The sequence below is a fragment of the Cloacibacillus porcorum genome (assembly GCF_001701045.1).
In the GTDB taxonomy this organism is placed as follows: domain Bacteria; phylum Synergistota; class Synergistia; order Synergistales; family Synergistaceae; genus Cloacibacillus; species Cloacibacillus porcorum.
This window is the reverse complement of sequence record NZ_CP016757.1, coordinates 37,593-62,513: the sequence shown is the minus strand read 5'-3', so window position 1 is coordinate 62,513 and position 24,921 is coordinate 37,593. Positions and strand designations below refer to the sequence as shown.

Sequence of the window (24,921 nt, the reverse complement as noted above, 5' to 3'; positions counted from 1 at the left end):
ATGCCGGAGGCGGTAATAAACGGCAAAAGGGTCTCCTTTGAGCCGGAAATGACAATATTAGAGGCGGCGGCGCGCGCCGGGATAACGATCCCGACGCTCTGTTACCATCCGGCGCTTGAGACATTCGGCGGCTGCCGTATCTGCCTGGTAGAGGCGAAGGGCTTTTCCAAACTCCTTCCGGCCTGCACGACCCCCATTTCGGAGGGCATGGAAATCACCACGGAGAGCCCTCTTATCCGCGATACGCGCCGCGCCATCGTGGAATTGATGCTGCTGCGCCATCCGTTCGAATGCCTTTACTGCCACGCGAACGGCCGCTGTGAGCTGCAGAGGCTCGTCTATAATCTCGGGATCAAAAGAGATTCCTTCCCCGGGCGCGCGGACCGTTCGCCGACGCCGCATCCCGTCGACGAATCAAATCAATTCTTCATCCGCGATACCGACAAATGTGTGCTCTGCGGCCGCTGCGTGCGCGTCTGCGAGAGCCACGCGCAATACAGCGCTATCGACTTTCTGAACCGCGGCATCAAGACGGTGATACAGCGCCCCGCGGATTTCGGCATCGAGTCCTCCGACTGTAAATTCTGCGGCCAGTGCGTCGCCGTCTGCCCCGTCGGAGCCCTCGCCGAGAGGCCGGCGCTCGGCGGCGGCCTCGCCGCCGATATAAAACGCGTAAAGACGGTCTGCCCCTACTGCGGCGTCGGCTGCTCCGTCGTCGTCGAGGTAAACCGGCAGGGCAGGGTGACAAACGTCACCACCGACCACACCGACACGGACTCTCTCAACCAGGGCAGAAGCTGCGTCAAGGGACGCTTCGGATGGGAGTTCGTGAACAGCCCCGACCGCCTGACGACGCCGCTGATAAAAGAAAACGGAGAATTTCGCGCCGCCTCCTGGGATGAGGCGCTCGACACGGTGGCGGCGGGACTTCGCCGCAACATGGGACGCGCCGGCTTCTTCACCTCAGCCCGCTGTACGAACGAGGAAAACTATCTCATGCAGCGCTTCGCGCGCGAGGTGATGTCCACCAACAACGTCGACCACTGCGCCCACCTCTGACACTCCGCTACGGTGGCGGGTCTCGGCGAGACCCTCGGAAGCGGCGCGATGACAAACGACTATGAATCGATCAAACATGCCGATACAATCATGGTGATCGGCTCCAACACGACGGAGGCCCACCCGGTCATCGGCGCGATGATCAAAGAACGCGTGCGCGCGGGGGCCAAGCTTATCGTCTGCGACCCGCGCCTCATCGAGCTGCACCGGTACGCCGACGCGTCGGTGCGCCAGAGGAGCGGCTCCGACGTCGCGCTGGTCAACGCGATGATGCACGTTATATTAAAGGAAGGGCTTCACGACGAAGCCTTCGTCAGAGAGCGCGTCGAGGGCTTCGAGGCGCTCAAGGCCCTCGTTCAGAGATACACCCCCGAATACGCCGAAGAGATAACCGGCGTGCCGGCGGAGACGATAGTCAGGGCGGCGCGCCTCTACGGCGGCGCGAAAAACGCCGCAATCTTCTACACGATGGGCATCACGCAGCATGTCACGGGGACGAACAACGTGCGCAGCCTCTGCAGCCTCGCGCTGCTCTGCGGCAACCTCGGACGGCCCGGCACCGGGGTAAACCCGCTGCGCGGCCAAAACAACGTGCAGGGAGCCTGCGACATGGGATGCCTTCCCGCTACGCTGCCTGGATACCTCAAGGTGAACACCGGGGCCGCCGCGGAAAAGACACGCGCCCTTTGGGGATGCGCCCCGCCGGAAAAGGCCGGACTCACCGTCGCGGCAATGATGGAGGCGGCGGCGAAGGGCGATATCGGGGCGCTCTTCATCATGGGTGAAAACCCCGCCGTCACCGACGCCGACACCGGCCACGCCGTTCACACCCTAGGAAACTTAGACTTCCTCGCCGTGCAGGACATCTTCCTCACCGAGACGGCGCGGCTCGCGGACGTTGTGCTGCCGGCCGCCTGCTGGCCTGAAAAAGAGGGGACCTGCACCAACACGACGCGCGCCGTGCAGCTGCTGCGCAAAGCCTGCGATCCGCCAGGCGGGGCGCGCGACGACTGGCGCACCTTCGTTGAACTCGCAAAGCGCTTCGGACACCAGTGGCGCTTCGACAGCGCCAAAGACATCTTTGAAGAGATACGGAAGGCCAACCCCGCCTACGCGGGCATGAACTACGAACGGCTTGAGAGGGGATATCTGCAGTGGCCCTGCCCTGATGAAAACCATCCGGGAACGCCGGTCCTGCATAAAGAAAAATTCGCGCGCGCCGGCGGCAAAGCCATCTTCTCGCCCTGCGAATGGAGCGCGCCGCACGAATGGCCCGACGGCGAATACCCCTTTATCGCCACGACGGGGCGCAGCCTGTTCCACTACCATTCCGGAAGCATGACGAGACGCGGCGCGCCCGGACGGCATCTTAAAGAGCTCTACATAGAAATCAACCCCGCGGACGCGAAAAACCTCGCGCTGGCCGAGGGGGAGACGCTCACCGTGACCTCCAGGCGCGGCTCCGTCTCGGGGCGCGCGCGGATCACGGAAAAGGTGGCTCCGGGAATGGTCTTTCTGCCGTTCCACTTCGCCGAGGCCCCGGCCAACCTGCTGACGGCGGCGGTCTGGGACCCGACCTCCGAGACGCCCGGCTTCAAGGTGAGCGCCGTGAGGCTCTCCAAGGGATAGCGCCGTGACCCGCGCCATTGGAGGCTCGCTCCTGCTGCTCGCCGGAGGGCTTGGCAGCCGCATGTGGGGAAAAAATAAACTATATCTCGAACTCGGCGGCGCGCCGCTGCTCGGGCAGATCCTGACGCGCCTCTCGCCGCTCTTTGACGAAACGCTGCTGCTCGCGGCAAAGGGCGGCGCGCGGGAGGCGCGGGAGAGATTGGGACCGCTGCTTGACAGGTGGAACGTCCGCATAACGGAGGACCGCGCCGAAGGGCGCGGCCCCCTTGAGGGACTCTGCCGGGGGCTTGCGGCGATGAACGGCGAGTGGGGCCTCCTGCTCGGCTGCGACATGCCCTTCGCGGACGAAGCGGTGCTGCGCGGCATGGCGGCCCTCCGCGCGGAAGAGACCGACGTGGTGACGGCGGAGATCGGCGGCTGGCTTGAGCCGCTGCACGCCTTCTACAGCCGCCGCTGCCTGCCCCGCGCCGAAGCGGCGCTCGCGCAGGGCGGACGGATAAAGGCCTTCTACCGCGAATCGCGTCTCACCATCCTGAACGAAGAGGCGCTCTCGCGCCTCTCTCCCGGCTACAAAAAATCCTTTACAAATCTCAACACCCCCGGCGATCTGTCGATGATTATGCGCTCATAACGGCGAAATATTGGCGGCCTATTCTGAAGACGCCTGACCGTCATCACAGCCGCCCGTCAACTCCGTTCCGGTGATACTCGCACGTCCGGCATAGCGCATCCGCGCAGGGGACGGTATCCTTCGGGCGGGACTGCCTACCCAGGTACCTCCTGGGCCAATATCTTTTATGACGGTGCTGCCTGCGCCGACGGTAGCATTTTCGGCGATCGCCGCGTAAGGGCGGACGAGAGAACCAATGCCGAGAAAAACGCCGTCCGCAAGCGTCACGTTATCGCCGGCGGCACTTCTTGGAGCCGCGTGGCAGTAATCGCCAACCTTCGTATCGTGGCCGATGTAGCAGCCCGAATTGACGATGCTGTGGCGGCCTATTGCCGCGTCAGATTCTATTATGCAGCCAGCCATGACGATCGTACCCTCACCGATACGCACGGAGCTGTCAACAACACTTTTCGGGTGAACGATGACAGGCCAGCAGACATTTTTAAACTTCTCACAAATAACACGGCGCACACTGTTATCTCCGATCGCGATAACCGCCATTGTCTCGGCGGTATCGGGCATTTTGGAGACGGGCCCGTAAATTGGCAGACACCAGAGCGTTTGCCCCCACAGTTCCGGGTTATCGTCGTAAATCCCTCTGCATTCGAAACCGCACGTCACTAGCGCTGAAAGAACGACCTTCGCGTGGTCGCCGGCACCGATAAGAAAAATGCGAGACTTTTTTTCCATATCATTCCAACCTTTCCATTTTTATTCACCCGCACCGCTTAGACAGGACGGGAACAGTTTATATACAGCCTTTAGTTCTTCTTTGAGCCTGCCGCGGCCATCTCTTTTTCCGCCTCGTCCAGCGGCTGCCAGCCGCCTCCGAGCGCTTTGAATAGCTGGACGGCGTTTGTGGATATTTGGCCTCTGCTTATCGTGTATTCTTCGGAGAGCTCTGTCAGTGAACGCTGCGCGTTAATCACGTTTGTGAAATCAACGAGGCCGTTCGCGTATTTGTCGTTTGCCACATCAAGCGCCGTCTGGGCCGCTTCCATGCCACGTTTAAGCGAACCGTTTCTCTCATATTCCCGCACGTTGGCGGAGAGAGCGTTCCTCACTTCGCCAACTGCCGTGAGTACGGTCTGTTCATAGCTGTTGAGTAGTTGCTCAGCGACGGCGCCCTGCACCTTTATGTTGTTCCTGATCGCGCCGGCGTGGAAGATGGGCCAGCTTATCTGCGGCATGAAGCCGTAAAGTTTGGCGGGGCCTTCAAATAGGCTTCCCCAGCCGCCGGCTTCGGTGCCGATCGAGCCCGTCAAATAAAATTTGGGCCACAGGTCGGCCTGCGCGGACTTTTTGCGCGCGAGCTGCGCGGCAAGGAGCCGTTCCGCTCGGCGGATGTCAGGGCGCTGGCGGATGGCGTTTGCCGGGATGCCGATATATTCCCTGTTTTCAAGAACGGGGATAGGGCCTTTCACAGAAAGTTCCGCTTCCAGCGTCCCCGGAAGTTCGCCCGTGAGGATGGCGAGCGCGTTTTTGGCCTGTTCGAGCGCGGCTTCGATGTTCGGGATCATGGCTTTTGTCTGTTCCATCGTGTACTGCGCCTGTTTCAGAGTGAGGGAATCGGTAAGGCCGGAGTTTGTTTTCGACAGCTGTATCTCAACGGTGTCGTTTTGCAGCCCGAGGTTGTAATTCGCGATATCCAGGCGCTCCTGCAGCGTGCGCAGCGAGATGTAGTTTATCGCGACCTCCGAGGCAAGCGAGGTCCACGTCGAGTATAGCGCCGCGTACTGCGCCTCAAGCGTCGCCCGCTGTGCTTTGACCTTCTCGCGCCGGCCGCCGAAGACGTCTATCTCCCACGAAGCGTCGACACCGAGGCGATAGAGGTTGCCGCCGCCGCCCGTGCCTCCGGCGTCGACGGGCGTGCGGCTGCTGTTCCAGAAATTTGTCGTGTCGAGCCACGGCAGGAGCGCCGCCTGGCTTACGCCGAGCGCGGCACGCGCTTCCGTCACTCCGGCTCTCGCGGCGGCGAGATCTCTGTTTTTCTCAAGCGACTTTTTTATCAGCGAGGTCATTATAGGGTCGCCGAAGGCATCCCACCAGCTTGCGAGCCTCTCCGGCGTGAGCGCCTCGGACGTATCGGAGGATGCCGCCGCCACGGGGTATGCCCGCGCGAGCTCCGTCCACGCGTTCTCTGCGAGTTGCCTGTCGGCGGCGGGCAAAACGGCCCCGGCCTTCGGGGCGGCATTTATCGCTGAGGCCGCAAACGCCGTTATTGTGACGGCCGCCGTGCATCCGCGAAGAATATTTATCATTCTCATTGTGCCGCCCTCGCTTTCCTATCCATAGCTTTGATACGCCGCTTCACCTTTTCGCGTATCCTCTGGAAGAATACGTAGAGCGCCGGAATGAAGAAGATGCCGAAGATCGTGGCTGCGTTCATTCCAAAGAACATCGTCGTGCCGACCGCCTTGCGGCTCGCGGCTCCCGCGCCGGAGGCGAAGAGCATGGGAAGCACGCCGAGGACGCAGGTGAAGGCCGTCATGAGGACGGCGCGGAAACGTTCGCTTGCGGCGCGCGCGGCCGCCTGAATCAGCGGCAGGCCGTGTTCCTCGCGCTGCTCTTTGGCGAACTCGACGATAAGTATCGCGTTCTTCGCGGCGAGACCCACCAGCAGCAGTATCCCCAGCTGGGCGTAAATGGAAAGCGAAAGCCCCATCACCCAAAGCCCGGCGAGTGCGCCAAACATGGCCACCGGCAGCGAGAGAACTACCGGTACCGGCACCGACCAGCTTTCATACTGTGCGACGAGGAAGAGGTAGGCGAAGATGAGCGCGATCACGAGAACGACCACCACGCTGCTGCCGGATTCCTGTTCCTGATAGGTCATGCCGGACCATTCGTAGCCGTAGCCGCGGGGCAGCGCCGCTTTCGCTATTTCCGCCACGCGCGCTATTCCCTGTCCCGTCGAATAGCCGGGGTTCATAACGACCGTTATGCCGGCGCTGGGGAAGAGGTTGTAGCGGTCGAGCGTGCGCGGGGCCAGCGTTTTGCGCGCCGCGGCCAGGCTCTGCATCGGAGTCTGCCCGCCGTCGCTGTTGCGCACGAAGATGCCGCCGATGCTGTCCGCGCTGTTTCTATAGCTCCACTCGGACTGGAGCATGACCTTATTGACCTGCGTGCCGATGTTGATATCGTTGATATACGCGACGCCGAAATAGGTCTGCAGCGTTGAGAAGATGGAGCTTACCGGAACGCCCATCATCTCGGCCTTCTGGCGGTCGATGTTGAGGAATAGGTGCGGTGTGTCGGCGGAGTAGGTGCTGAAGGCGTAGAGAAACTCCGGCGCCTGGTTCAGCGCGGCGAGAAGCCCCTGCATCACCGACGCGAGCTTTTCTGGGTCGTTTTCCTCGCGCGACTGCAGCCTCAAGTCAAGGCCGGAGGCCATGCCGAGCCCCATTATCGCCGGCGGCGTGAAGATGTTCGCCGCGGCTTCGGGATACTTCGCGGCTATCTTTTTGATCTCGTCGGCTATCGTCAAAAGCTGCGTCTCTTTTGTCTTCCGTTCGTCCCAATGTTTCAGCGGAACGAGCAGCGAGGCGACGTTTTCGCCGTAACCTCCCATGATGTTGACTCCGTTGATGCTGGAAACGCTCTCTACCCCCGCGAGCTTTGAGACCTCGGCCCCCATGGAGCTGGTCACCCTTTCCGTACTCGTAAGGGGAGAGCCCTCCGGCAGCTGTATGGTAGAAAAGACGACGCCCTGGTCCTCGTCTGGGATGAACGATGAGGGCATAGTTTTACCCAGGACCCCGCAGCCGGCGATCATCAGCGCGAAAATGCCGAAGGTGACGAGCGTGCGCCGCGCAAGCCAGACGGAGCCCGCGACATAGCCGCGTGTGGATTTCGCGAGCGTGATGTTGAACCATTTAAGCGGCCCTCTCTCCGCCGGTCTCACGCTGCGCAGTATATGGGCGCACATCGCCGGCGACAGCGTGAGCGCCACCACGAGCGAGAAGCATACGGCAAAGGATATCGTCACGGCGAACTGCTTGTATATCTGCCCGGTGATCCCGCTCATGAATCCCACCGGCACGAATATCGCAAGAAATACGAGCGTCGTCGCACACATCGGGCCGGTAACGTCGCCCATCGCCTGAAGCGTCGCCTCCTCCGGCGAACAGCCATCCCTGTCCATAACGAAGAGCACGCGCTCGACGACGACGATCGCGTTGTCGACGACGGTCCCGATCACAAGTACCAGGCCGAACAGCGACAGGATGTTGATACTGTACCCCATAGCCGCGAGCCCCGCGAAGGTAGCCAGCAGAGAGATAGGTATGGCCGCCACGGGGACGAGCGTTACGCGCCAGTCCTGAAGGAAGAGGTAGCAGACGATGACGACAAGCATGAAGGTGAGAATGAGCGTCAGCAGTATCTCGTGGATCGTTGCCTTTACATAGTCGGTAGAATCGCGCAGAATGACGAATTCCATGTCGTCCGGCAGCGTGCTTTTTATCTCCGCCATCGTTTTTTTCGCGCCGTTCATAACGTTGAGGGCGTTTGAGCCGGCGGCCTGAGAAAGCGATATCATCGTAGAGGGCGCGCCGTTCACGATAGCCTTGATAGAGTAAGTCTCCTTGCCTATTTCGATTTTCGATATATCGCGCAGCTTGACGACGCCGCCGTTTTTGTTTACGGAGACGACGATCTCTTCAAAATCTTTGATATCCGTGAGCCGCCCCTTGGTCATCAAGGTGTAGACGATGGGGCTGTCCGTCGCGCTGGGCATCGCGCCGACGGAGCCGATGGAGGCCTGTTTGTTCTGGCTCTCGATGGCCACCGCCACGTCGCCGATAGAGAGCCCCAGCGATGTGATCCGCACGGGGTCGAGCCAGATGCGGATGCTGTATTTTGAACCGTAGACCTGGACGTCGCCCATCCCGGGAACGCGTTTCAGGACGTTTTTGATATTCGCGTGGGCGTAGTTTGACAGATCAAGCTCGCTGTGAGTCCCGTTGGGTGAAATGATCGCGAGAAAGGCCAGTATGTCCGAAAAGGCCGTCTCCACAGTGACGCCCTCCGCGACGACTTCGGCAGGCAGCTGCGGCGTTACCTGCGATACGCGGTTCTGCACGCGCACGAGCGCCATATCGGGATCGGTGCCCGTCGCAAAGGTAACGGTCAGCTTATACTCGCCGTTGTTGCTCGAACTCGAGTTCATATAGATCATATCCTCGACGCCGTTGACCATCTCTTCCAGCGGCGCGCCGACCGTGTTGGCCAGCGTCACCGCGTCCGCGCCGCGATAGGTGGTGGTCACCTGGATCTGCGGCGGAGTGACGTTGGGATACTGTTCGATCGGCAGAGAGAAAGCGGCGATCATGCCCGAGAACGCCATCAGCACGCAGATGACGATCGCAAAACGCGGGCGGTCGATGAAAAATTTAGAGAACATCCTCTTAGTCCTCTTTTTTCCGGCTGTCACCGGCCAAATCTGACGCCTTGCCGGACGGAGCCGGAGCGTTTACCTTGACCTTCACGCCGGGCCGGATATTCTGCAGCCCCGCGACGACGACACGCTGCCCTTCCGACAATCCGGCGTCGACTTCACGCTGCATACCGAATTCTCGGCCAAGTTTCACGCGTATGTCGCGAACCGTATCGTCAGCCTCAACCACGTATACGAAGTCGCCTTTAGCGTCGGCCATGACCGCCGCCTGCGGAATGACCGGGACCATGCGGCTCTTTACAGACTGCGTGAATACGCGCACCATTTCGCCGGGAATGAGCCGGCCGTCCCCGTTCTTATAGCGTAAATGCATAAGCACCGTTCCCGTCTGACGGTCCACAATATTGTCTTCAAAATCGCGGGAGCCAGCCGCGCCGAATGTCGTGCCGTTGCTGAGGACGAGCTTCGTTTTATAAACCGCGCCCTGACTTTTAAAATATTCAAGCTGGTCCAGGTAATCACGGTCCGGCAGCGTATAGGAGACGCGGATAGGGTCCATCTGGACGATGGAGGCAAGCGGTCCCGAGGCGGGGGTCACATAGTTGCCCTTCGTGAAAATTGCCGCGCCGATCTTGCCCGTGATCGGAGAGGTGATACGGCAGTAGCCGAGGTCGATCTCGGCGAGACGCAGGCTGGCCTTAGCCTGCGAGAGAGCGGCGCGGCACTGAAGAAGGTTCGCCTCGGCGCTGTCCCGCTCCGCGGCAGAGACGGCGCGGCTGTCCGCGGAGGTCACCCTTCGGTAATATTTGTCGGCCTCGGCGAGCGAGGCCCCGGCCTTTTCAAGCTCCGCGCGGCGGAGCTCCACCGTCGCCTGATAGCGTGCTGGGTCTATCTGGAAAAGCGGCTGTCCTTCCCTGACCATGGAACCCTCTTGAAAATAGACGCGGGCGATCTCGCCGGATATCTGCGGTTTGACCTGCACGCTCTGAATAGCCTCGGCGCGCCCCACATACTCCGACGGCCGCGCTGAGATATCCGCGCTCTTCACGACGGCCACGGTCACGCTCGGCGCTTCGGCGACAGCGTTCCCGCCTTTAGCGCCGCCGCCCATCCTTGGCGCCGCGTACCAGCAGCAAACGGCCGCGGTGATCAGCGCCGCGGCCGCCGCAGCTTTTATCCATTTTTTTGATTTCGGTTTGCTTTTGACTTCTATGTCGCTGTACGGTTCATGATTTCTCATATTTAATATACCTTCTCTTTTGAATTTCGTACCTTTTGCAGATACCTTTTTAAATACCGCAATGGTTCGCCCTATCAGTTTCGCAGCAGCACCGCGTTCTCATCCGCAGTCAATATCTTGTTGAAAGTGTCAAAGAGGATATCCGTATGCTCGGAAAAACTTTTCGGAAGGTTTCCCGCGAGCTGCATCATATACAGGCCGTGGAATATGGAGCTGATCAGTACGGCGATATCTCCTGTCGGAATGTCCTTTTTGAAACGGCCCTCTTTTTGTCCCAGGACGACGAACCGCTCTACGGCCAGCCTGTCGCGTTCAAAGTAGTCGACGATTATCTGCCGCGCTCTTTCCTGGACCTCGACGGGCCACTCGTACTGCCGGCGGGCCATCATCATGTGGATCTTCGCGTACCTGGCGTCCTCCTCTAATTTTGCCAACTCTTTTTTGTAATAGCCCCACAGCTCTCCGCTTAAATGCGGCGTGCTCAGGATATTTCTAAAACTCTCCTCGTTATCCTGGCAAATGGATTCGACGAGCTGGAGCAGGAGGTCGCTCTTATTCCGGAAATGCCAGTAAAACGCCCCCTTGGTTAGGCCTGCGCGCTTCGATATCTCCGTAACGGAGGTATTCGCGAAATTTTTTACGCTGAGTATGTCAAGCGCCGATTCGAGTATGTTGGCGCGAGTCTCAAGAGCCTCTTTCTTTGTTCTTTTCATTCATTCACCCCCAGTGAATATAAATAAAGTGCGAGGATTATATTTACCGCGGAGTATGTAAGTCAATATGAACAGCCCTCGTTTTAAATGTGCAAAAAGATTAGAACGACTTTAATTTCATAAGCTAATGGCGGATCAATGACATGTCAAAACGATAAACAGACGGAATTCCGCGCTCCCTAAAGGGCGGCAAAAAACACTGACGGGCATTCGCCTCACAGCATAAGAAAAACAACGCCGCGCTTACGACAGCCGTCCCAGGTAAAAACCAAAGCAGATATTTTTATTGAAAATAACCATAATTACATTCTTGATTACGTCCATTCAACAGTATAACGCGGCCAAATGCATAGTAACCGAAGCCGCCCGTAAAAATATGTGCTATCATTGACCCCAGAAAAACCGGCATAGAAGCGGGTACCGATTTCAAAGCGGTGTAAGGAGGAAAACCTTTTGCGCAGGACGAAAGAAGCGGCGGAAAATACGCGAAAGCGGATAATGGAGGGCGCGCTGGATCTTTTTATAGAAAAGGGGTTCTCCAATACGTCGCTTACGGAGATCGCTCACAGCCTCGGCATCACAAAGGGCGTCGTATACTGGCACTTTAAAAATAAAGAGGACATCCTTCTCCATATCGTCAAACGCCATTGCGAAGCCAAGATACAAGAGGCGGTGAACGCGCTGAGCGACCCTATGCCGGAGCAAACTTTATACTCCTTTTACAAAAAGAGCTTGAACTGTTTCACCTCTGACGAACGGTTTATTCGCGTTTACAATCTGCTGAGCCAGAATCACAGCTGGCCGGAAGACCTCAGGAACCGTGTTTTCGACATGCTCCACGACGCGGGCCTTAAGGAACGCGGGATCGTTACAGCTCACATAAAGAAAGCCCAAGAGGCGGGAGCGATCCGCGTAGACATTGAGGCAGAAAAAATAGCCGTCGTCATAACGTCGGTTTTCAACGGCCTCTATATGCTTCAAACGAAGAACCTGCTGCCGAGGGAATTTTTTATGTATGATAAATTGATCTTTGAGCCTTTCTCGCAGACGCTGGCCTCTTTGAATCTCTGATCCTGCGAGTGAAAAATTCGTGCGCGGGCTAACAAATAGCTTCTCGCGCGGACAACCTCCCTCAAAAAACCGGCGAATTTCATTTATGAACTCCAAGATCGCCGCATCCTTTGTCCATGTTGGCGCGCTCATAACGGCGAAATAAGGGTATAATTTCTCCTGGTTCAGCAGATTTTTATCAAGGAGGTGTCTCCGTTCCTATGCCATCGGGAGAACTAGACAACGCGCGTCCGGCGGGACCGCGCCTTTATGACTATATAATCATCCTCGTCACCGTCACGATCTGGGGCGGCAGCTTCGCCTCGACAAAATACGCGCTCGCGCAGGCGGAGCCCTCGCTGATCCTGCTGCTGCGCTTCCTCTTCGGCATCCCGGTGCTCGCCGCCGGCTGCCTCTTTGAAAAAAGCCTGCGGCTGCCGACGAAAGAGGAGGCGGTTATACTGCTCCTCATCGGCTTCCAGGGCATCTTCTTCCACCAGGGGATACAGGCCGTGGCGATGAAGACCGCCGGCGCGGGCAACGCGAACTGGATGATGGTCGCCTCTCCCGCGATCGTCGCGGTGCTCGGACGCGTCTTCCTCGGGGAAAAAATCTCGCGCGCCGGCGTGCTCGGCCTCATCCTCTCCGCCGCCGGCGTCATGATGGTGCTCGCCTGGGGAACGGTGAAAGAGACCGCCGAAACCGGCTCCTTCGGCACCGTGGGCGACTACATCATCTTGCTATCCGTACTCAACTGGGCCGTCTTCCTTGTCGCTTCGCGTAAATTCCTCAAAGCCAAAATGTCTCCCGCCTTCTCCATCTTCTGGGAGATAGTCTTTGCCTTCCTCTACGCGCTCGTCGCCAGCTTCATCGTGGGCACCGATTTCTCCCAAATACCCACCTTCACCGTACAGACCTGGCTCTCGATAATCTTCCTCGGCGCGCTCTCCTCGGCCTTCGCCTACCTGCTCTGGTATCAAGCCCTCGCCGTAATGCCCGTCGCGAAACTCATCGTCTTCCAGTTCCTCCAGCCCGTCGCGGGCATGGTCATCTCCTACTTCCTCATCGGCGAACGCTACACCCTCTGGCTCCTGCTCGGCGCGGCGATGATCATGAGCGGCATCTGGCTGGTAAATAAAAAATAGCGGCGCCCGCCCTATTGTTGACAGCCTGCGCACCTGATGCTATCGTTGAAAAAATGAATTACACAAGGGGTGCCTGTTTGACCGCATTGTAAGGGAGACCAAACCGCATAAGGGGACTGCGTAAACGGTGTTTTATACCGTATTATGTTGGTATGTGGTTTTGCTTCATACAGGGCGGTGACGGGCGTACCAATAAATGGCCTTTCGATGGTCACGGTTTCAACCGCACCCTTTGTTTCGTATGGGCAAAGTCTCCCGTAAATCTACCCCTCCCCGCCCGATAAAACCGTAAAAAAACCGAGACGCTGTCCGCCGCAGAGTGACGCCAGCGGCATATGATTGATAATGGAGGAAACGACAGAATGATATACAGAAGAGAAGAGGAAAGAGACCACGCCGAGGTCTGCCGTGTAGTGGAGAGGGCCTTTGAAAACGCCGAGCACCGCGACGGCACTGAACATGAGCTTGTAGCGCGGCTCAGAAAAAGCGGCGCTTTCGTACCCGAACTTTCGCTTGTCGCGGAAGAAGAGGGACGGATCGTCGGCCACATCATGTTTACCAGGATCGGGCTCGGAGAGGCCCCCGCGCTGGCGCTGGCGCCGCTCTCGGTCCTGCCGGAGTTCCAGCGGCGCGGCGTCGGCTCGCGGCTCATGGCCGAGGGGCACCGGATAGCCAAAGAGCTCGGCTACGAATTTTCCGTCGTTCTGGGAAGCGAGAACTACTATCCGCGCGCCGGATACCGCCCGGCCTCGGAGTTTGCCATCAAAGCGCCCTTCGACGTTCCGGAGGCAAACTTCATGGCCCTGCCTCTGCGCGAAGGGCTCCCCGCGCCCAAGGCGGCGGTGGAATACGCGGAAGAATTTTTCGCGTAGGGGAGCATAATGGCAAAGGAGGCGCGCGGTCGGTGCCGCGCGCCTCCTTTGCTCCCGTTAAAAATTCACTTCCTCTGGCCGCCGCGGTTCTGCTGAGGCGGCCACATATAGGCGGTACCCGCCTATCTCTCCCTTTTGCCCCTTATCAGCAGGCAGGGAAGCATGGCCAGCAGCGCGAGCGCGCCGGCGCCGATTCCGTTGCAGCCGCCTGAGCCACCGCCGTGGACCACCGTCGCCGCCGTCACCTTCACCTCGCAGGAGGCGCTGTAATTGCCGTCTTTTGTGACCGCCGTTATCACGCAGGTTCCTTCGCTTTTGGCGGTAACCTTACCCTCTTTGTCCACCGTGGCGACCGACTCTTTGCTGCTGCTCCAGGTCAGCGGCTGTTCGGCGATACCCCGGAAGGAGGCGGTTATCTTTTCCGTCACGCCTTTGCTGACCGTCATCGCCGCGGGTGTGAGTATCAGGCCGGAAGCCTGAGGCTTTTCCGTCACCGTGACGGTACAGAAAGCCTCTTTACCGCTCGTTTTCGCCTTCACCGTGACCTTCGCGCTCCCCGCCTTCAGCGCGCTGACGACTCCCGTCACGGGGTCGACGGCGGCGACATCCGGGCTGTCGCTGCTCCAGGTTACCTCCTCCAGCGCCCCCTCGGGCGCAAAGGATACCGTGAGTTTTTTGTCATAACCCTTTACGAGGGTCAGCTCCGAGGGATTTACGGTCACAAATTTTGTCTCCGGGCGCGGCTCTTCCACATCTTCGGAGAGCGGCTCTATCGTTCTGCCGCTTCCCGCGATACAGATCGGCACGCCCGCAAAATCCGTCTTATAGTCGTCATTGTCATTACGGCCCTCGACGAAAATATAGACCTCTTCGCCCTCGCGGTATTCGGGGATGACGAAGGTGGCGGCGCCCGACGCGTCGGCCGCCGTTTCAAGGCTCTTTATCCGTCCGTAATAGAGGGAGCGGTCGCCGCTCGTGATAACGGCGGCGAGGTGGTAGCCCGCGCCCGTGGAGGCCCCGGAGTAGGCCACGTCAACGCTGGCGGCGGCGGTTATCTTCCCTGAGGTAACGTCGGCAGAGACGAGTTTGTAGGTATTTGTCGCGAGGGTCAGTTTGTGTTCATCTCTTCCCTTATCGTCGGAGGCGTAGCTCTGCTTATAGAGCGAGGCGGTCAGGTCATCCTGTTTCCCGCCTGCGGCGGGAGATGTGAAGATGATGTTTTCAAGATTTAAATGAAAAGCCGGACGAAGGCCGACAGCCCCAAGATAAACGCCGCCATCGTCGAGGCCGCCGACGCTATCGACGTCTGACGCTCAGTAGACGCCGCCGCCGGGGGAACGAAGCCACCAATAACCATACTTCTTGTTACCTTCCGTATTACTCATGACTCCCTGCGACGCGCCATAGCCGGTAAGCTCCGCTTTACGGGAACTACTGCTATTATCATCATTGGCAAAACCATAGGCAGTATTTTTCGCATCGGCGTAGGAAAGGAGGAATATTTTATCGGTTGTCTTGGGACCGGGGGTAGCACCCCGTGTGCTCGAGTTGTCCACATCCGCCTTTATTATCCCGCCGCCTTCGCCCGCGGAGAAGGCCTTCCCGTAGAAGGAATAGGGCTTCGGGTTCCTCACCGTTATCTTGGTCACATCCGCTGAGACCGACTCGACATATTCTTTGCCATTGAGGAATTTGCGGATCTGCGATTCGCTCCACCAGGAATAGTATGGATCGGTATCGCTGTAATCGGGATTGAATGACACGCCGCCGTCCAGTATCTTTTCCGAAAGCATGAGCGCCGTCTTATCGCCGCTCACTTCGAGCACGCGCCAGAGAACGGGCTCCACCTTGAAGTCATCCGATGTGCCGGACTGCGGGTATGCCCCGTAATAGACGACGTCCGCGCTCGTCAGCGCCGCGGCGTTCCGCGCCGCGCCCAATACTAGTGTAAGTGACAGTAAGAGAAAGATTAAGAGAGAGGGTGAGCGACAAAGTAAACTTGATTTTAGTTCTTGGGGGGGGGTATTCCGGTTTAGCTTATGGTCATTATGATGTTTTTTCATCTTTTTTGTCTCCTTATTAAGTATTTTTACTGTGGATATTTTGTTGGTTCACGCATTATCCTACCGCAGTTTTTGGCGTTTGTGAAGCCTTTTTATTTTTTCCCCGATTATCCGTCTCCTCTTATTCTATCGTCAGCGCCTCCCTCACCTTCACGCGGATTTTTTTGAGCCGTTCCGCCACGGCCTGCCGGCTTACGCCGAGCCGTTCCGCCGCCTCACGCTGGCTCCGACCCTCCGACAGCGCCCGCGTGAACTTAAGCTCCTTCGCGGTGAGGACGCCGCCGAGCGTCGCCCACAGTTCGGCCTCCGCGTATCTCTCCTCCTCCGCGACGAAGCTCTCTTCCGGCTCTTCCAGCAACAGTTCGCCGCCCTCGGCGCGCGCCCTGCGCAGGCGGGCCGCCGCGTCCTCATCCGCAGAGGTTAACGCGATGCTCATTTCTCTTTGGGGACGCTTTTACTTTTGCAATTAACAAAAGCCCCGAAAAATTGAAATCCTGTCTTGACAGGGAGATAATATCGGCGTATCATTCACTTCACCAACGAAAAGTGGTAAAGATTTTCGAAACCAAAGGAGGCACGCGCGATGGAAAAGGCAATATTTAATAACAGCCGCTATTATTATTACTTTTATGCTTATCCCCGCACAGACGATGCCTCGGGGTTTTCGGTGTTTTCCACGAAGTGATTCAGACAGCATAAGGTAATAACTCTGAAAGATACTTCAAGGACCGCCGCCCTCAGGGGCAGCGGTCCTTTTTTGATATTGCGGGCAATTAAAAATTTATAAATAAAATTTTAACGATGAAAGGAAGTAATGAAAATGTTTGGAACGGATCTTTGGGTAGTATGCGCGGGAGCTTCGCTTATTTGGAGTACGGCCTGGTCTATCGTGATGATCGCAAGGAGGGCGAGGTAAAATGTTCACCTTCGCGCCGCTCTGGATAGGCTACGCCCTCGTTCTCGTCCTCATCGCCAAATACTCGCGCAGCCACGACGCACTGCTGCCCGGTAAGGTCGGCGTCGTCGTGCAGGCGCTCGCCTATGTCGCCACCTACATCTCCGCCGTGGCTCTGGTGGGCTTCGGCGGCCTCTGCTACCTCTTCGGGCTGCAAATGCTGCTCGTAGCCGCCGGCAACGTCTGGCTCGGCACCTGGTTCGTTTACAGGTTCCTCGCCTGGCCGACGCGCCTCTGGCAGAGAAAGCTCGACGCGCGCACACCGGCGGAGCTGCTGGCCAAAGCCTACCAGATACCGGTCCTGCAGACCTTTCTCGGCGCCATCTCCGTCGTTCTTCTCGTCGTCTACGGCTCCGCGGTCTTTAAGGGCGCGGCTGTGATGGTGGCGGGAGTGCTCCCGATCTCCGTGAACGCGGCGCTGGTGGCGCTGGTGGCGATCGTCGGCCTCTCGGTCATCTGGGGCGGCCTGCGCGGAGTGCTGTACACCGAAGCCATCCAGGGGCTTGTGATGATAATCGGCGTCGGCGCGCTGCTGATCGCGCTCCTCCGAGCGGTAGGCGGCCCCGTCGCGGGACTGCAGCAGCTCGCCGCGCTGCCGCCGGCCAAAGGGGCCGATAACGGATTTCTCGCCCTCTCCAGCGGCGCCGGCGGCCTCAACGTCATCTTTCTCACGATAGTGACCTCCGTCGGCATCTGGGCGCAGCCGCAGCTGATCCAGCGCCACTTCGCGCTGCGCAGTATGGAGGAGACGAAAAAGGCGGCCCCCCTCGCGATGCTCGCACTCTCCGTGGTGGTGGGCGGGGCCTACTTCGCAAGCGCGCTCTCCCGCGTCATGCTCGGCGGCGGCATCACGAACCCCGACACCGTGCTCCCGACCCTTGTGCATAACCTCCTGCCTGCGATAGGACAGCAGCTATTCGCGCTGGCAATCGTCTCGGCCTCGCTCTCCACCGCCTCCGCTCTGCTCCACATCGCAAGCGGCAGCCTTGGGCGCGACGTGCTCAAAAAGGAACTCAAGGGTTGGTCATGGCGCATCGCCGTCGTACTCTGCACACTCGGCAGCGGCATCTTCGCGCTCAAAAGCGGCTCCATCATCGCCGTGATCTGCGCCACCAGCTGGACGCTGCTGGCCTGCGCGATCATGGTCCCCTACCTCGGCCTGCTGGCCTTCGGCCCCAAGGCGGGCCCCCGCGCGGCCCTCTTCAGCTCGCTCGGCGGTTTCCTCGGCTCCATCGCCTGGTACGCCGCCGCCTACGCCTCAACCTCGAAGGGGCTGACCGGCCTCGCCGCCCCGGGAATCCTCGGCGCGATTCACCCGATAATCCCCGGAATCCTCGCCTCGGTGGCGATCTTCGCCCTCTGCGCGAAGAGAGTGAGGGTGGAGGCCGAAGCGGGAGCGGAGGCATAGGGACGATACCGAAAAAGATATCCTCGCATAGACCCAATGTCCATAGAACGTACAATCAGACCCTTCGCCGCCAAAACAGCAACAGAGGCGGCGGGGGCCTTTTCATACCCGGCGGGAACGGCTCCCGCATAAGCCCGTTTGGACGGCAATATTTTTGCCGAAGCTTTAAAATGGCCCGCCGCCTCTGCTCTTCTATGTAATCATCAGCGGTCATGATGGCAGAAGGGGATATATCTACCATACCGCCGCCGCGCTTGTCGTTTTCGCGCGCAACAAGACGGGAAACGCCTTCTGGGAAAACCGCGGCTTTTCCGTGAGGGAGGATCTGATATACAGAAATAAAACAATCAGAGAATTTACAAGGATAGACACATAAAAGAAAATCGTCTCCGCGCTGCCGTCGCGTTCGCTAAACACGCAGCGCGCGTATCAACTGTTCCGGTAAATTTTTATTAGCTCCTTAGCCCTTTTTACCTCCAGCTGTCCGCGGGCGTAATCCAGCACCTTTTCCTTCTGGATGTCGTCAAGCTGCGCCATCACGCCGGCGACGGCATCCTCCAATGTCTCCGCATCCCAAAACTCCCCCGACGTCGAAGGGCTTCCAACCCGCAAGCCATCTGAGAAAACTTTTTCCGTATTTTCATCACGCCAAAGTTCCATAAGCGGTATATCGAGAACTTTGCGTATCTCCGCAAGCAGCTCTACGGATGGGCAGCGTTTGTTCTGTTCGATCTTGCTTATGTGGGTCTGATGGATATTCAGGATCTCACAGAGCTGCGGCTGGGTGAGCCCTCTTAGCTTCCGGTATTTTCTCACGACATCTCCTATCATCTTTTGTCGCCCCTCAACAGAATATCAAAAAACTATAATGTGATTATGGAAGGACTTTACGTCATATTCAAAAGGCCATAAGGCTTGATTTATTTTGAAATATGGCTTACAGACTTATAATATTCATTATTGACTTTTAATTTTTCGGATTGAGCGATGTAAATGGTTATTTCAGTCTGCGTATTCAGGATAATTCGATGTCTTGGGTCGGATCGAACTGGAACAGGCACGAAATCCAAGTTTTACACGAACAACGCCGGAACGGACTTCGCCTGTCTGCTGATACACGTATCGGCGTCTACGTTGTTTATCGCTAGGAGAAAACGTTCCAAATAAGACAGCATTATCCAGGCAGTTGAAACAGAACTACTAAAGGCCGGACGGGCGCCACTGATATAGAGGACGCCCATCCGGCCTTTATAAAAAGACGAACGGACGGCTGGTTTTTTATAACTCCCGCCGTTTAATTATTAGTCAGTATAAATCAAATTAAATAAACTCTTTTTATCCGCTTTTCGTCACCTTTGCCACGCCCTTTTTGTTGAAAAAGGCCTCCACGCGCTCCATGATGTCGCCCTGAAGGACAATTTTTCCCTCCTCTATTGTGGAGCCGCAGCCGAGAGCTTTGCGCAGCTCCTTCGCGAGCGCCGCGAGGTCGCCGCGGTAGTCCTGCGGCAGTGTCACGATCGTCACCGTCCTGCCGCCGCGCCCCGCGCGTTCGCGCCGCAGCGCGGCCTTTGAGATCTTCGCCTCGGCAGCGGATTTCTCCGGCGACGGTTTCGGTGGTATTTTTTCCGTTTCTTTCCCTGCGGCGGCGGAGTCCGCGGGCCTCGCCTCTTCCGCGCCCAGCAGAGCTCCGAGCGATATCCCCAGCGGCCCCTGCTGCGAGAGGGAAAAGCCTTCGCCTTCGGTAAGTTTTTTATTTTTTTTCTCTCTCAATTCGATTTTCTCCTTCCCTGAACATGGCAAAGATTGCCGGCAGTTAGAATTATAGGATAAGAGCGCCGCGCAAGGTAGCGAAGACCATAAGGGACATTGGCCGAACCTCTCTCTTGCTAATATTTCAGCGTTAAATCTGTAATTCACCCTTGTTGTTTTTAAGTTTAGGCTATTTAATTATAATAGAGTGAAATATGGATATGAGAGGTATTACTTATGGATAGATTGCAGGCTTTCGATGAAAATTTCTTCTCCTTCGCGGAGATGTTAAGCGGCGCGCCGGGAGGCGCGGCCCTGCCCTTTAAGGCCCCGTCGCTCGCGGCGGCGAGCGGTCAGCCTTACGCTGGTGAGAATTACGCGATCTTCGGCGCGGGCGCGGAAAGTGAGGACGTCTCGGCGGCGCTCTCCTTTTTCAGCAATCGCCGCGCGGAGTTCGTCGCTCCCTGGCTGCCGCAGACGCCTTACAGCCTTGCGCAGATATTTGAGGAGCGCGGGCTGCTGCGCCGACGGATATACACTTCGATGTATCTGCCCGCGGAAAGCATGCGCGCCGGTGAGATGCCGGAGGGTGTTTCGCGGATAACGGAGAGGGATGCGCTGAGATGGGGCGAGGCCGCCTGGTTCGCCTTTGGCGGGGAGGCCTCGGCCGGTGTAGATTCTTACAAGAGATACGGAGCCTATCTCGCCACGCACAAGGCCAACGCGGCCTTCGCGATTGAGGGCGAAGAGGGGTATCTTTCAACGGCGCTCATCCATGAGACGGCCGGCACCGTAGGTCTCTATTATTTCGCCACTCTGCCGGAACACCGCCGCCACGGCTTCGCCGCGCGCCTGATGGACGGTCTCACGGCGGCGCTCGCGCATAAGGGCAAGCCGCTCGTGCTTCTCGCGACGGAGGCGGGGCTGCCCTTTTACATCAACTATGGCTTTAAGGTGATAGACAAGATTCCCATCTGCTCGCTGACAGATGATATTTAAGCGGATTCCGGAGCGGGCGGCGTCTGATTGGAGGCCGCCCATTCTTCTCTTGAGACGGCATAGATGAGGTGCGGCATATTTTTTCCCCGGTAATATTTTATAAAGCTGCCCGCCGTTTTCATGCCGAGGCGCTCGGCGACATGGCGCGAGGCCTCGTTTTCCGGCCGGATCTCGGCGATCACCCGTTCCGCCCCCAGACGCTCAAAGGCATAGGCGAGGGAGGCCCGCGCCCCCTCCGTGGCGTAGCCCAAGCCCCAGCGCTCTTTATCTAATATGTAGGCGATGCCAAAATGGCGGCATCCCTCTATGGTCTCGACAAGGGGGCCGATGAAGCCGATTATTTCGCCGCTGGATCTCTCGACCGCCGCGAGGAAGCTGAATCCGTCGCGCTCATATCTCGCCGCGTTTTCGCCGAGCCACGAGCGGACCTCATCCTCGGAGAAGCCGTGTTCCCAGGCGTACATCACCTGCGCGTCGCCAAGTATCCGCGACGCGGCCTCAAAATCCTCCGCGGTTATTTTGCGCATTATGAGCCGTTCTGTCTCGATCACTGAGTTCGCCTCCTTTTATGGCGGTTACCGGTCTCATATTTATAAAGGTTATGGAGCTGCGGGTCAACCCATACCGCCGATAGGCTATAATAGAAAAAACACAGGAAGGGAATGAGTTTTATGATAGATTTGGAGAGTCTCTGGCGCGATGCGCGGGCCGACACGCCCGTCTGCACCGTCACGGGAACCACGAAAAATATGATTCTTAACGCGATGATGGAGGGCGCTCACAGCTACGAGGCGATGGCCAAGGCCGTGCCGCTCTGCGAGGACAACGAATGCGCGTCGCGCAACCCCTCAGGGCGCGGCTGCCGTGAGAATGTCGAAGCCATCATTTCTATTTACCTGCCGGTATACGAGATGATGACGGAGGGCGGAGGCTGCCATCACGAACCGCGTCCCGGGGCAAAACCGGAGGGCTGTTCCGGCCTCCGCACCGATGCCTGCGGCGGCTGTACCGGGTGTAACGGATAGATAAAAGAAGAGAGATCTCTCTTCTTTTATCTATACTTCATTTAATATTAAGATAATATCTTTTATTTTATTAATTACCCCGTATAAAAGCCCTCGTTAGACCATCACGATAGCATTCTGCCTGCAATAAGATAGATTTATTAAAAATTTTTTGCCCATCTATAAAAAATTGTTTCATCTATTATTTTTATTGCATTTTTTTACAAGACCTCGGCCGTCCCCGTACTTTAATATAGTAGCGGAGTTCTTATAACGGTGTCTTTCGTCATACGCCGGCATGGCGGGAGCATAGAAAAGGGGAGGGTCGTTTTGAAACTGGATCTTCATAAGATAAACATCAGGGGCCTTGAGTGGGGAGAAAAGACCACCGTCAAAGACGGCGTCCTTTATGTCAATAGGGACGAGGCCATAGCGTCATGCGGTGACTTTCCCGTGGTTGCGGGCTTCTCTCTGCATATCGCACGCCCCGGAGAGAATGTCAGGATCATCCCGGTCAAGGCCGCCATCGAGCCAAGGTGCAAGCTCTCTTCGGAGGGCGCGGTCTTTCCCGGCATTGTCGGCGGGATGAAACAGGCCGGTATCGGCGCGACGCTGGCGCTGAAAAACTGCGCGGTGCTCGTGACTGAAAGCGGCGACGAAGGCTTAAAGTGCCGCACGGGCGGGCTCGTGGATATGAGCGGTCCCGCCGCCGAATATACGCCATTTTCAAAGACCTTCAATCTGGTGCTGGAGGCCCATGTGAGGCCGGAGAGGCTCAAGGATGAGACTCTTTCAACGGACGAGGCCTGCCGCTTCGCCTCTTTCCGACTCGCCGCCTATCTCGCGGAACGCTGCGCGGATATCAAGGCCGACGAGGTGAAGTGTTATGAACTGGCGCCGGCGGACGAAAAGCTGCCAGGCGTCGTTTATGTGATGCAGATGCTGGGACAGAATCCCGAGATAATCGACTTCCACGTCTACGGGCAGCTCGCGGGAACGACGATGATCCCGACGATGCTACACCCCAACGAGATTCTCGACGGAGCGGTGACAACCTTCCTCGGCGCCCACTGCACCGTATGTTCGGACAAGCAGTATATGTACGAGGTGCAGAACAGCCCAGTGATCGAGGAATTTTTCGAGCAGCACGGAAAGCGCCTCCGTTTCCTCGGCGTGATCCTGCACAACGAGGTGATAACGCTGGAGGGCAAGCAGCGCGCGAGCCTCTTTACCGCCAAGCTCGCAAAGCTTTTCGGGGCGGAGGGCGCGGTCCTCGTCACTGAGGGACACGGCAATCCCGACGAGGATATTATGCTCAACGTTAAGAATCTTGAGGCGGCGGGCGTGAAGACCGTCATCATCTCCGACGAGCTCGGGGGCCGCGACGGAAAGAGCCCCGGCCTCGCCGACTGGGTGCCGGAGTGCGACGCGATGGTCAGCGTAGGCAACACGCACCAGCTGCTCGCCGTACCGGAGAGGCTTGAGACGCTGATCGGAAACCCCGCCTCGCTTGAGCTTGTGAGGGCGGCGATCAGCTGCGGGCCGGAGGAGCCGGAGCATTTTTACACCGAGCTCATCCATATACCATGTTCCTGCGCGCAGGCGGGCATTAGCCGCCTCTCCGCGGATTGGATATAAGGGGGCTTTCGGATGACATATAAGATCCTTCACTATATAAACCAGTTCTTCGCGGGCATCGGCGGCGAGGACAAGGCCGACTTTGAACCGAAGCTGGTGGCGGGAGCCGTCGGCCCCGGCGCGCAGCTGGACAAGCTCCTTGACGGCAAAGCCCGAATCTGCGCCACCTACGTCTGCGGCGACAATTATTTCGCGGAACATACCGACGCGGTGCTTGCCGATTTCAAAAAGGCGCTCGATGAATACCGGCCGGACATTATCATCGCCGGACCGTCGTTCTACGCCGGAAGATACGGCTTCGCCTGCGGCCATGTGATCAGGCTGGCGCATGAAACGCTGGGGATTCCCGGAGTCGCCGGAATGAATTTCGAGAGCCCTGCCGTGGAGATGTTCCGCGACGAGATGTATATCGTCAAGACGGGCAATTCGGCGCGCGCCATCAAACCGGCGCTCGAAGATATGGCAAAGCTCGCGGAAAAGCTGCTGGAGAAGAGGGAGCTAGGCTCCGCGGCGGAGGAGAACTACTTCCACCGTCACATCAGGAACAACTTTTTCCGCGAAGAAAACGGCGGCAAGCGGGCCGTGGAGATGCTTCTTAAAAAGATGAAGGGCGAGCCCTTCACCTCGGAATACCTTCAGGCCATTCCCGAGAAGGTGGCCGTCGCCAAAGCCGTCGGCGACCTGAGCAAGGCGACGGTCGCGCTGCTCAATACCGGCGGCATCGTACCGGCGGGAAATCCCGACAAGATAGAGAGCTCCTCCGCCACCAAATACGGCGTCTACCCGCTTGACGGCGCGGAGCGCCTTGAGCCGGGCGCCGTCATCTCAATACACGGCGGGTACGACACCAGCTTCGCCAACGCCGATCCCAACCGCATCGTGCCCGTGGACGTCATGCGCGGCCTGGAAAAAGAGGGCGTCATCGGCAAGCTGCATGAGTATTACTACACCACCGCCGGCACCGGAGCGTCGCTGCTCAACGGCGAGGCCTTCGGCCGCGGCATCGCGGAGACGCTGAGCAAAGCAGGCGTCGACGCCGCGATCATGGTCTCCACCTGAGGCTCATGCACCCGCTGCGGCGCAGCGATAACCAAGGAGGTGGAGCGCAAGGGGATACCCTGCGCCCATATCACGGCGATAGACCCGATCGCCCATACATTCGGAAGCAACCGCGTCGTCCACGGAGTGGCGATACCACACCCGCTGGCCAATCCCAGCGAAGACGGCGGCGCCGAATATAACGAGCGCCGGGCCCTCATTCTTGAGGCGCTGGAGAAGGTAACTAAATAACTACCGCCTGCCGGAGCGATGCCGGCGGGCGGCCTTTGT

Annotated in this window: 21 protein-coding genes; 10 read left to right on the top strand and 11 right to left on the bottom strand. The window is 58.2% G+C overall.

From position 1 onward, the window contains the following. The gene (gene fdhF / locus BED41_RS16035) at positions 1 to 2,688 is read left to right on the top strand and encodes a formate dehydrogenase subunit alpha (protein WP_084002137.1); all 2,688 of its coding nucleotides are present in this window, start codon (positions 1 to 3) and stop codon (positions 2,686 to 2,688) included. Between the two features lie 4 nt (positions 2,689 to 2,692). Further along, the gene (gene mobA / locus BED41_RS00290) at positions 2,693 to 3,319 is read left to right on the top strand and encodes a molybdenum cofactor guanylyltransferase (protein WP_066741598.1); all 627 of its coding nucleotides are present in this window, start codon (positions 2,693 to 2,695) and stop codon (positions 3,317 to 3,319) included. Between the two features lie 18 nt (positions 3,320 to 3,337). Here the strand turns inward: mobA and BED41_RS00285 are convergent, their stop codons facing one another. The 5 genes from BED41_RS00285 to BED41_RS00265 form a co-directional block, all read right to left on the bottom strand. After that, the gene (locus tag BED41_RS00285) at positions 3,338 to 4,048 is read right to left on the bottom strand and encodes an acetyltransferase (protein ID WP_066741596.1); all 711 of its coding nucleotides are present in this window, start codon (positions 4,046 to 4,048) and stop codon (positions 3,338 to 3,340) included. 71 nt (positions 4,049 to 4,119) lie between these two features. Next, positions 4,120 to 5,619, bottom strand: a complete 1,500-nt coding sequence (locus BED41_RS00280) for an efflux transporter outer membrane subunit (RefSeq protein WP_229712353.1) — start codon at positions 5,617 to 5,619, stop codon at positions 4,120 to 4,122. 2 nt (positions 5,620 to 5,621) lie between these two features. Further along, a complete protein-coding gene (locus tag BED41_RS00275; RefSeq protein ID WP_066741591.1) occupies positions 5,622 to 8,762 on the bottom strand; it encodes an efflux RND transporter permease subunit in 3,141 nt (1,046 codons plus the stop codon). Between the two features lie 4 nt (positions 8,763 to 8,766). Beyond that, positions 8,767 to 9,996, bottom strand: coding sequence for an efflux RND transporter periplasmic adaptor subunit (locus BED41_RS00270; RefSeq protein WP_066741588.1), 1,230 nt, complete (start codon positions 9,994 to 9,996; stop codon positions 8,767 to 8,769). 74 nt (positions 9,997 to 10,070) lie between these two features. Further along, positions 10,071 to 10,709 carry a TetR/AcrR family transcriptional regulator gene (locus BED41_RS00265; protein WP_066741585.1) on the bottom strand — a complete coding sequence of 213 codons (639 nt, stop codon included), beginning with the start codon at positions 10,707 to 10,709 and terminating at the stop codon, positions 10,071 to 10,073. A gap of 453 nt (positions 10,710 to 11,162) precedes the next feature. On the opposite strand from BED41_RS00265, the gene BED41_RS00260 reads away from it, so the two are divergent. The 3 genes from BED41_RS00260 to BED41_RS00250 all read left to right on the top strand — a co-directional run bounded on the left by BED41_RS00260 (position 11,163) and on the right by BED41_RS00250 (position 13,776). Next, positions 11,163 to 11,780: a TetR/AcrR family transcriptional regulator gene (locus tag BED41_RS00260; protein WP_066741578.1), complete on the top strand. Its 618-nt coding sequence runs from the start codon at positions 11,163 to 11,165 to the stop codon at positions 11,778 to 11,780. A 200-nt stretch (positions 11,781 to 11,980) separates the two neighbouring features. Next, positions 11,981 to 12,904: a DMT family transporter gene (locus BED41_RS00255; protein WP_066741576.1), complete on the top strand. Its 924-nt coding sequence runs from the start codon at positions 11,981 to 11,983 to the stop codon at positions 12,902 to 12,904. 362 nt (positions 12,905 to 13,266) lie between these two features. Further along, a complete protein-coding gene (locus BED41_RS00250) occupies positions 13,267 to 13,776 on the top strand; it encodes a GNAT family N-acetyltransferase (protein ID WP_066741573.1) in 510 nt (169 codons plus the stop codon). Between the two features lie 122 nt (positions 13,777 to 13,898). On the opposite strand, the gene BED41_RS00245 is transcribed toward BED41_RS00250, so the two are convergent. The 3 genes from BED41_RS00245 to BED41_RS00235 all read right to left on the bottom strand — a co-directional run bounded on the left by BED41_RS00245 (position 13,899) and on the right by BED41_RS00235 (position 16,275). Beyond that, positions 13,899 to 14,807 carry an Ig-like domain-containing protein gene (locus BED41_RS00245; RefSeq protein WP_066741570.1) on the bottom strand — a complete coding sequence of 303 codons (909 nt, stop codon included), beginning with the start codon at positions 14,805 to 14,807 and terminating at the stop codon, positions 13,899 to 13,901. Between the two features lie 282 nt (positions 14,808 to 15,089). Then, on the bottom strand, positions 15,090 to 15,716 hold the full coding sequence (locus BED41_RS00240) for a DUF6273 domain-containing protein (protein ID WP_066741567.1): 627 nt from the start codon (positions 15,714 to 15,716) through the stop codon (positions 15,090 to 15,092). A 244-nt stretch (positions 15,717 to 15,960) separates the two neighbouring features. After that, positions 15,961 to 16,275 carry a hypothetical protein gene (locus BED41_RS00235; protein ID WP_066741564.1) on the bottom strand — a complete coding sequence of 105 codons (315 nt, stop codon included), beginning with the start codon at positions 16,273 to 16,275 and terminating at the stop codon, positions 15,961 to 15,963. Positions 16,276 to 16,756: 481 nt separating this feature from the next. Here BED41_RS00235 and BED41_RS00230 point away from each other — a divergent pair, with 481 nt between their 5' ends. After that, positions 16,757 to 18,202, top strand: coding sequence for a sodium:solute symporter family transporter (locus tag BED41_RS00230; protein WP_066741562.1), 1,446 nt, complete (start codon positions 16,757 to 16,759; stop codon positions 18,200 to 18,202). Positions 18,203 to 18,631: 429 nt separating this feature from the next. On the opposite strand, the gene BED41_RS00220 is transcribed toward BED41_RS00230, so the two are convergent. Both BED41_RS00220 and BED41_RS00215 read right to left on the bottom strand, forming a co-directional pair. After that, positions 18,632 to 19,033: a helix-turn-helix domain-containing protein gene (locus tag BED41_RS00220; protein WP_066741557.1), complete on the bottom strand. Its 402-nt coding sequence runs from the start codon at positions 19,031 to 19,033 to the stop codon at positions 18,632 to 18,634. 504 nt (positions 19,034 to 19,537) lie between these two features. After that, complete coding sequence (locus BED41_RS00215; protein ID WP_066741554.1) at positions 19,538 to 19,972, bottom strand: translation initiation factor; 435 nt, start codon at positions 19,970 to 19,972, stop codon at positions 19,538 to 19,540. Positions 19,973 to 20,188: 216 nt separating this feature from the next. On the opposite strand from BED41_RS00215, the gene BED41_RS00210 reads away from it, so the two are divergent. Then, entirely contained in the window at positions 20,189 to 20,950 is a 762-nt protein-coding gene (locus BED41_RS00210; protein ID WP_066741551.1) for a GNAT family N-acetyltransferase, read from the top strand. On the opposite strand, the gene BED41_RS00205 is transcribed toward BED41_RS00210, so the two are convergent. Beyond that, positions 20,947 to 21,501 carry a GNAT family N-acetyltransferase gene (locus BED41_RS00205; protein WP_084002135.1) on the bottom strand — a complete coding sequence of 185 codons (555 nt, stop codon included), beginning with the start codon at positions 21,499 to 21,501 and terminating at the stop codon, positions 20,947 to 20,949. The genes BED41_RS00210 and BED41_RS00205 overlap by 4 nt on opposite strands. A 120-nt stretch (positions 21,502 to 21,621) precedes the next feature. Here BED41_RS00205 and BED41_RS00200 point away from each other — a divergent pair, with 120 nt between their 5' ends. From BED41_RS00200 to BED41_RS00190, 3 genes are all read left to right on the top strand, one after another. Then, complete coding sequence (locus tag BED41_RS00200) at positions 21,622 to 21,975, top strand: hypothetical protein (RefSeq protein ID WP_066741549.1); 354 nt, start codon at positions 21,622 to 21,624, stop codon at positions 21,973 to 21,975. 309 nt (positions 21,976 to 22,284) lie between these two features. Then, positions 22,285 to 23,592, top strand: coding sequence for a glycine/sarcosine/betaine reductase component B subunit (locus BED41_RS00195; protein ID WP_066741543.1), 1,308 nt, complete (start codon positions 22,285 to 22,287; stop codon positions 23,590 to 23,592). Between the two features lie 12 nt (positions 23,593 to 23,604). Continuing rightward, positions 23,605 to 24,882, top strand: coding sequence for a glycine/betaine/sarcosine/D-proline family reductase selenoprotein B (locus BED41_RS00190; protein ID WP_084002133.1), 1,278 nt, complete (start codon positions 23,605 to 23,607; stop codon positions 24,880 to 24,882). Positions 24,883 to 24,921: the final 39 nt, after the last annotated feature.

Excerpts from the sequence above, each read along its gene's own strand:
- BED41_RS00275 (WP_066741591.1), bottom strand. The coding sequence starts at position 8,762 with ATGTTCTCTAAATTTTTCATCGACCGCCCGCGTTTTGCGATCGTCATC.
- BED41_RS00250 (WP_066741573.1), top strand. The coding sequence starts at position 13,267 with ATGATATACAGAAGAGAAGAGGAAAGAGACCACGCCGAGGTCTGCCGT.
- BED41_RS00280 (WP_229712353.1), bottom strand. The coding sequence starts at position 5,619 with ATGATAAATATTCTTCGCGGATGCACGGCGGCCGTCACAATAACGGCG.
- BED41_RS00255 (WP_066741576.1), top strand. The coding sequence starts at position 11,981 with ATGCCATCGGGAGAACTAGACAACGCGCGTCCGGCGGGACCGCGCCTT.
- BED41_RS00265 (WP_066741585.1), bottom strand. The coding sequence starts at position 10,709 with ATGAAAAGAACAAAGAAAGAGGCTCTTGAGACTCGCGCCAACATACTC.
- BED41_RS00230 (WP_066741562.1), top strand. The coding sequence starts at position 16,757 with ATGTTCACCTTCGCGCCGCTCTGGATAGGCTACGCCCTCGTTCTCGTC.
- BED41_RS00235 (WP_066741564.1), bottom strand. The coding sequence starts at position 16,275 with ATGAGCATCGCGTTAACCTCTGCGGATGAGGACGCGGCGGCCCGCCTG.
- BED41_RS00285 (WP_066741596.1), bottom strand. The coding sequence starts at position 4,048 with ATGGAAAAAAAGTCTCGCATTTTTCTTATCGGTGCCGGCGACCACGCG.
- BED41_RS00270 (WP_066741588.1), bottom strand. The coding sequence starts at position 9,996 with ATGAGAAATCATGAACCGTACAGCGACATAGAAGTCAAAAGCAAACCG.
- BED41_RS00220 (WP_066741557.1), bottom strand. The coding sequence starts at position 19,033 with ATGATAGGAGATGTCGTGAGAAAATACCGGAAGCTAAGAGGGCTCACC.
- BED41_RS00200 (WP_066741549.1), top strand. The coding sequence starts at position 21,622 with ATGATAGATTTGGAGAGTCTCTGGCGCGATGCGCGGGCCGACACGCCC.
- BED41_RS00210 (WP_066741551.1), top strand. The coding sequence starts at position 20,189 with ATGGATAGATTGCAGGCTTTCGATGAAAATTTCTTCTCCTTCGCGGAG.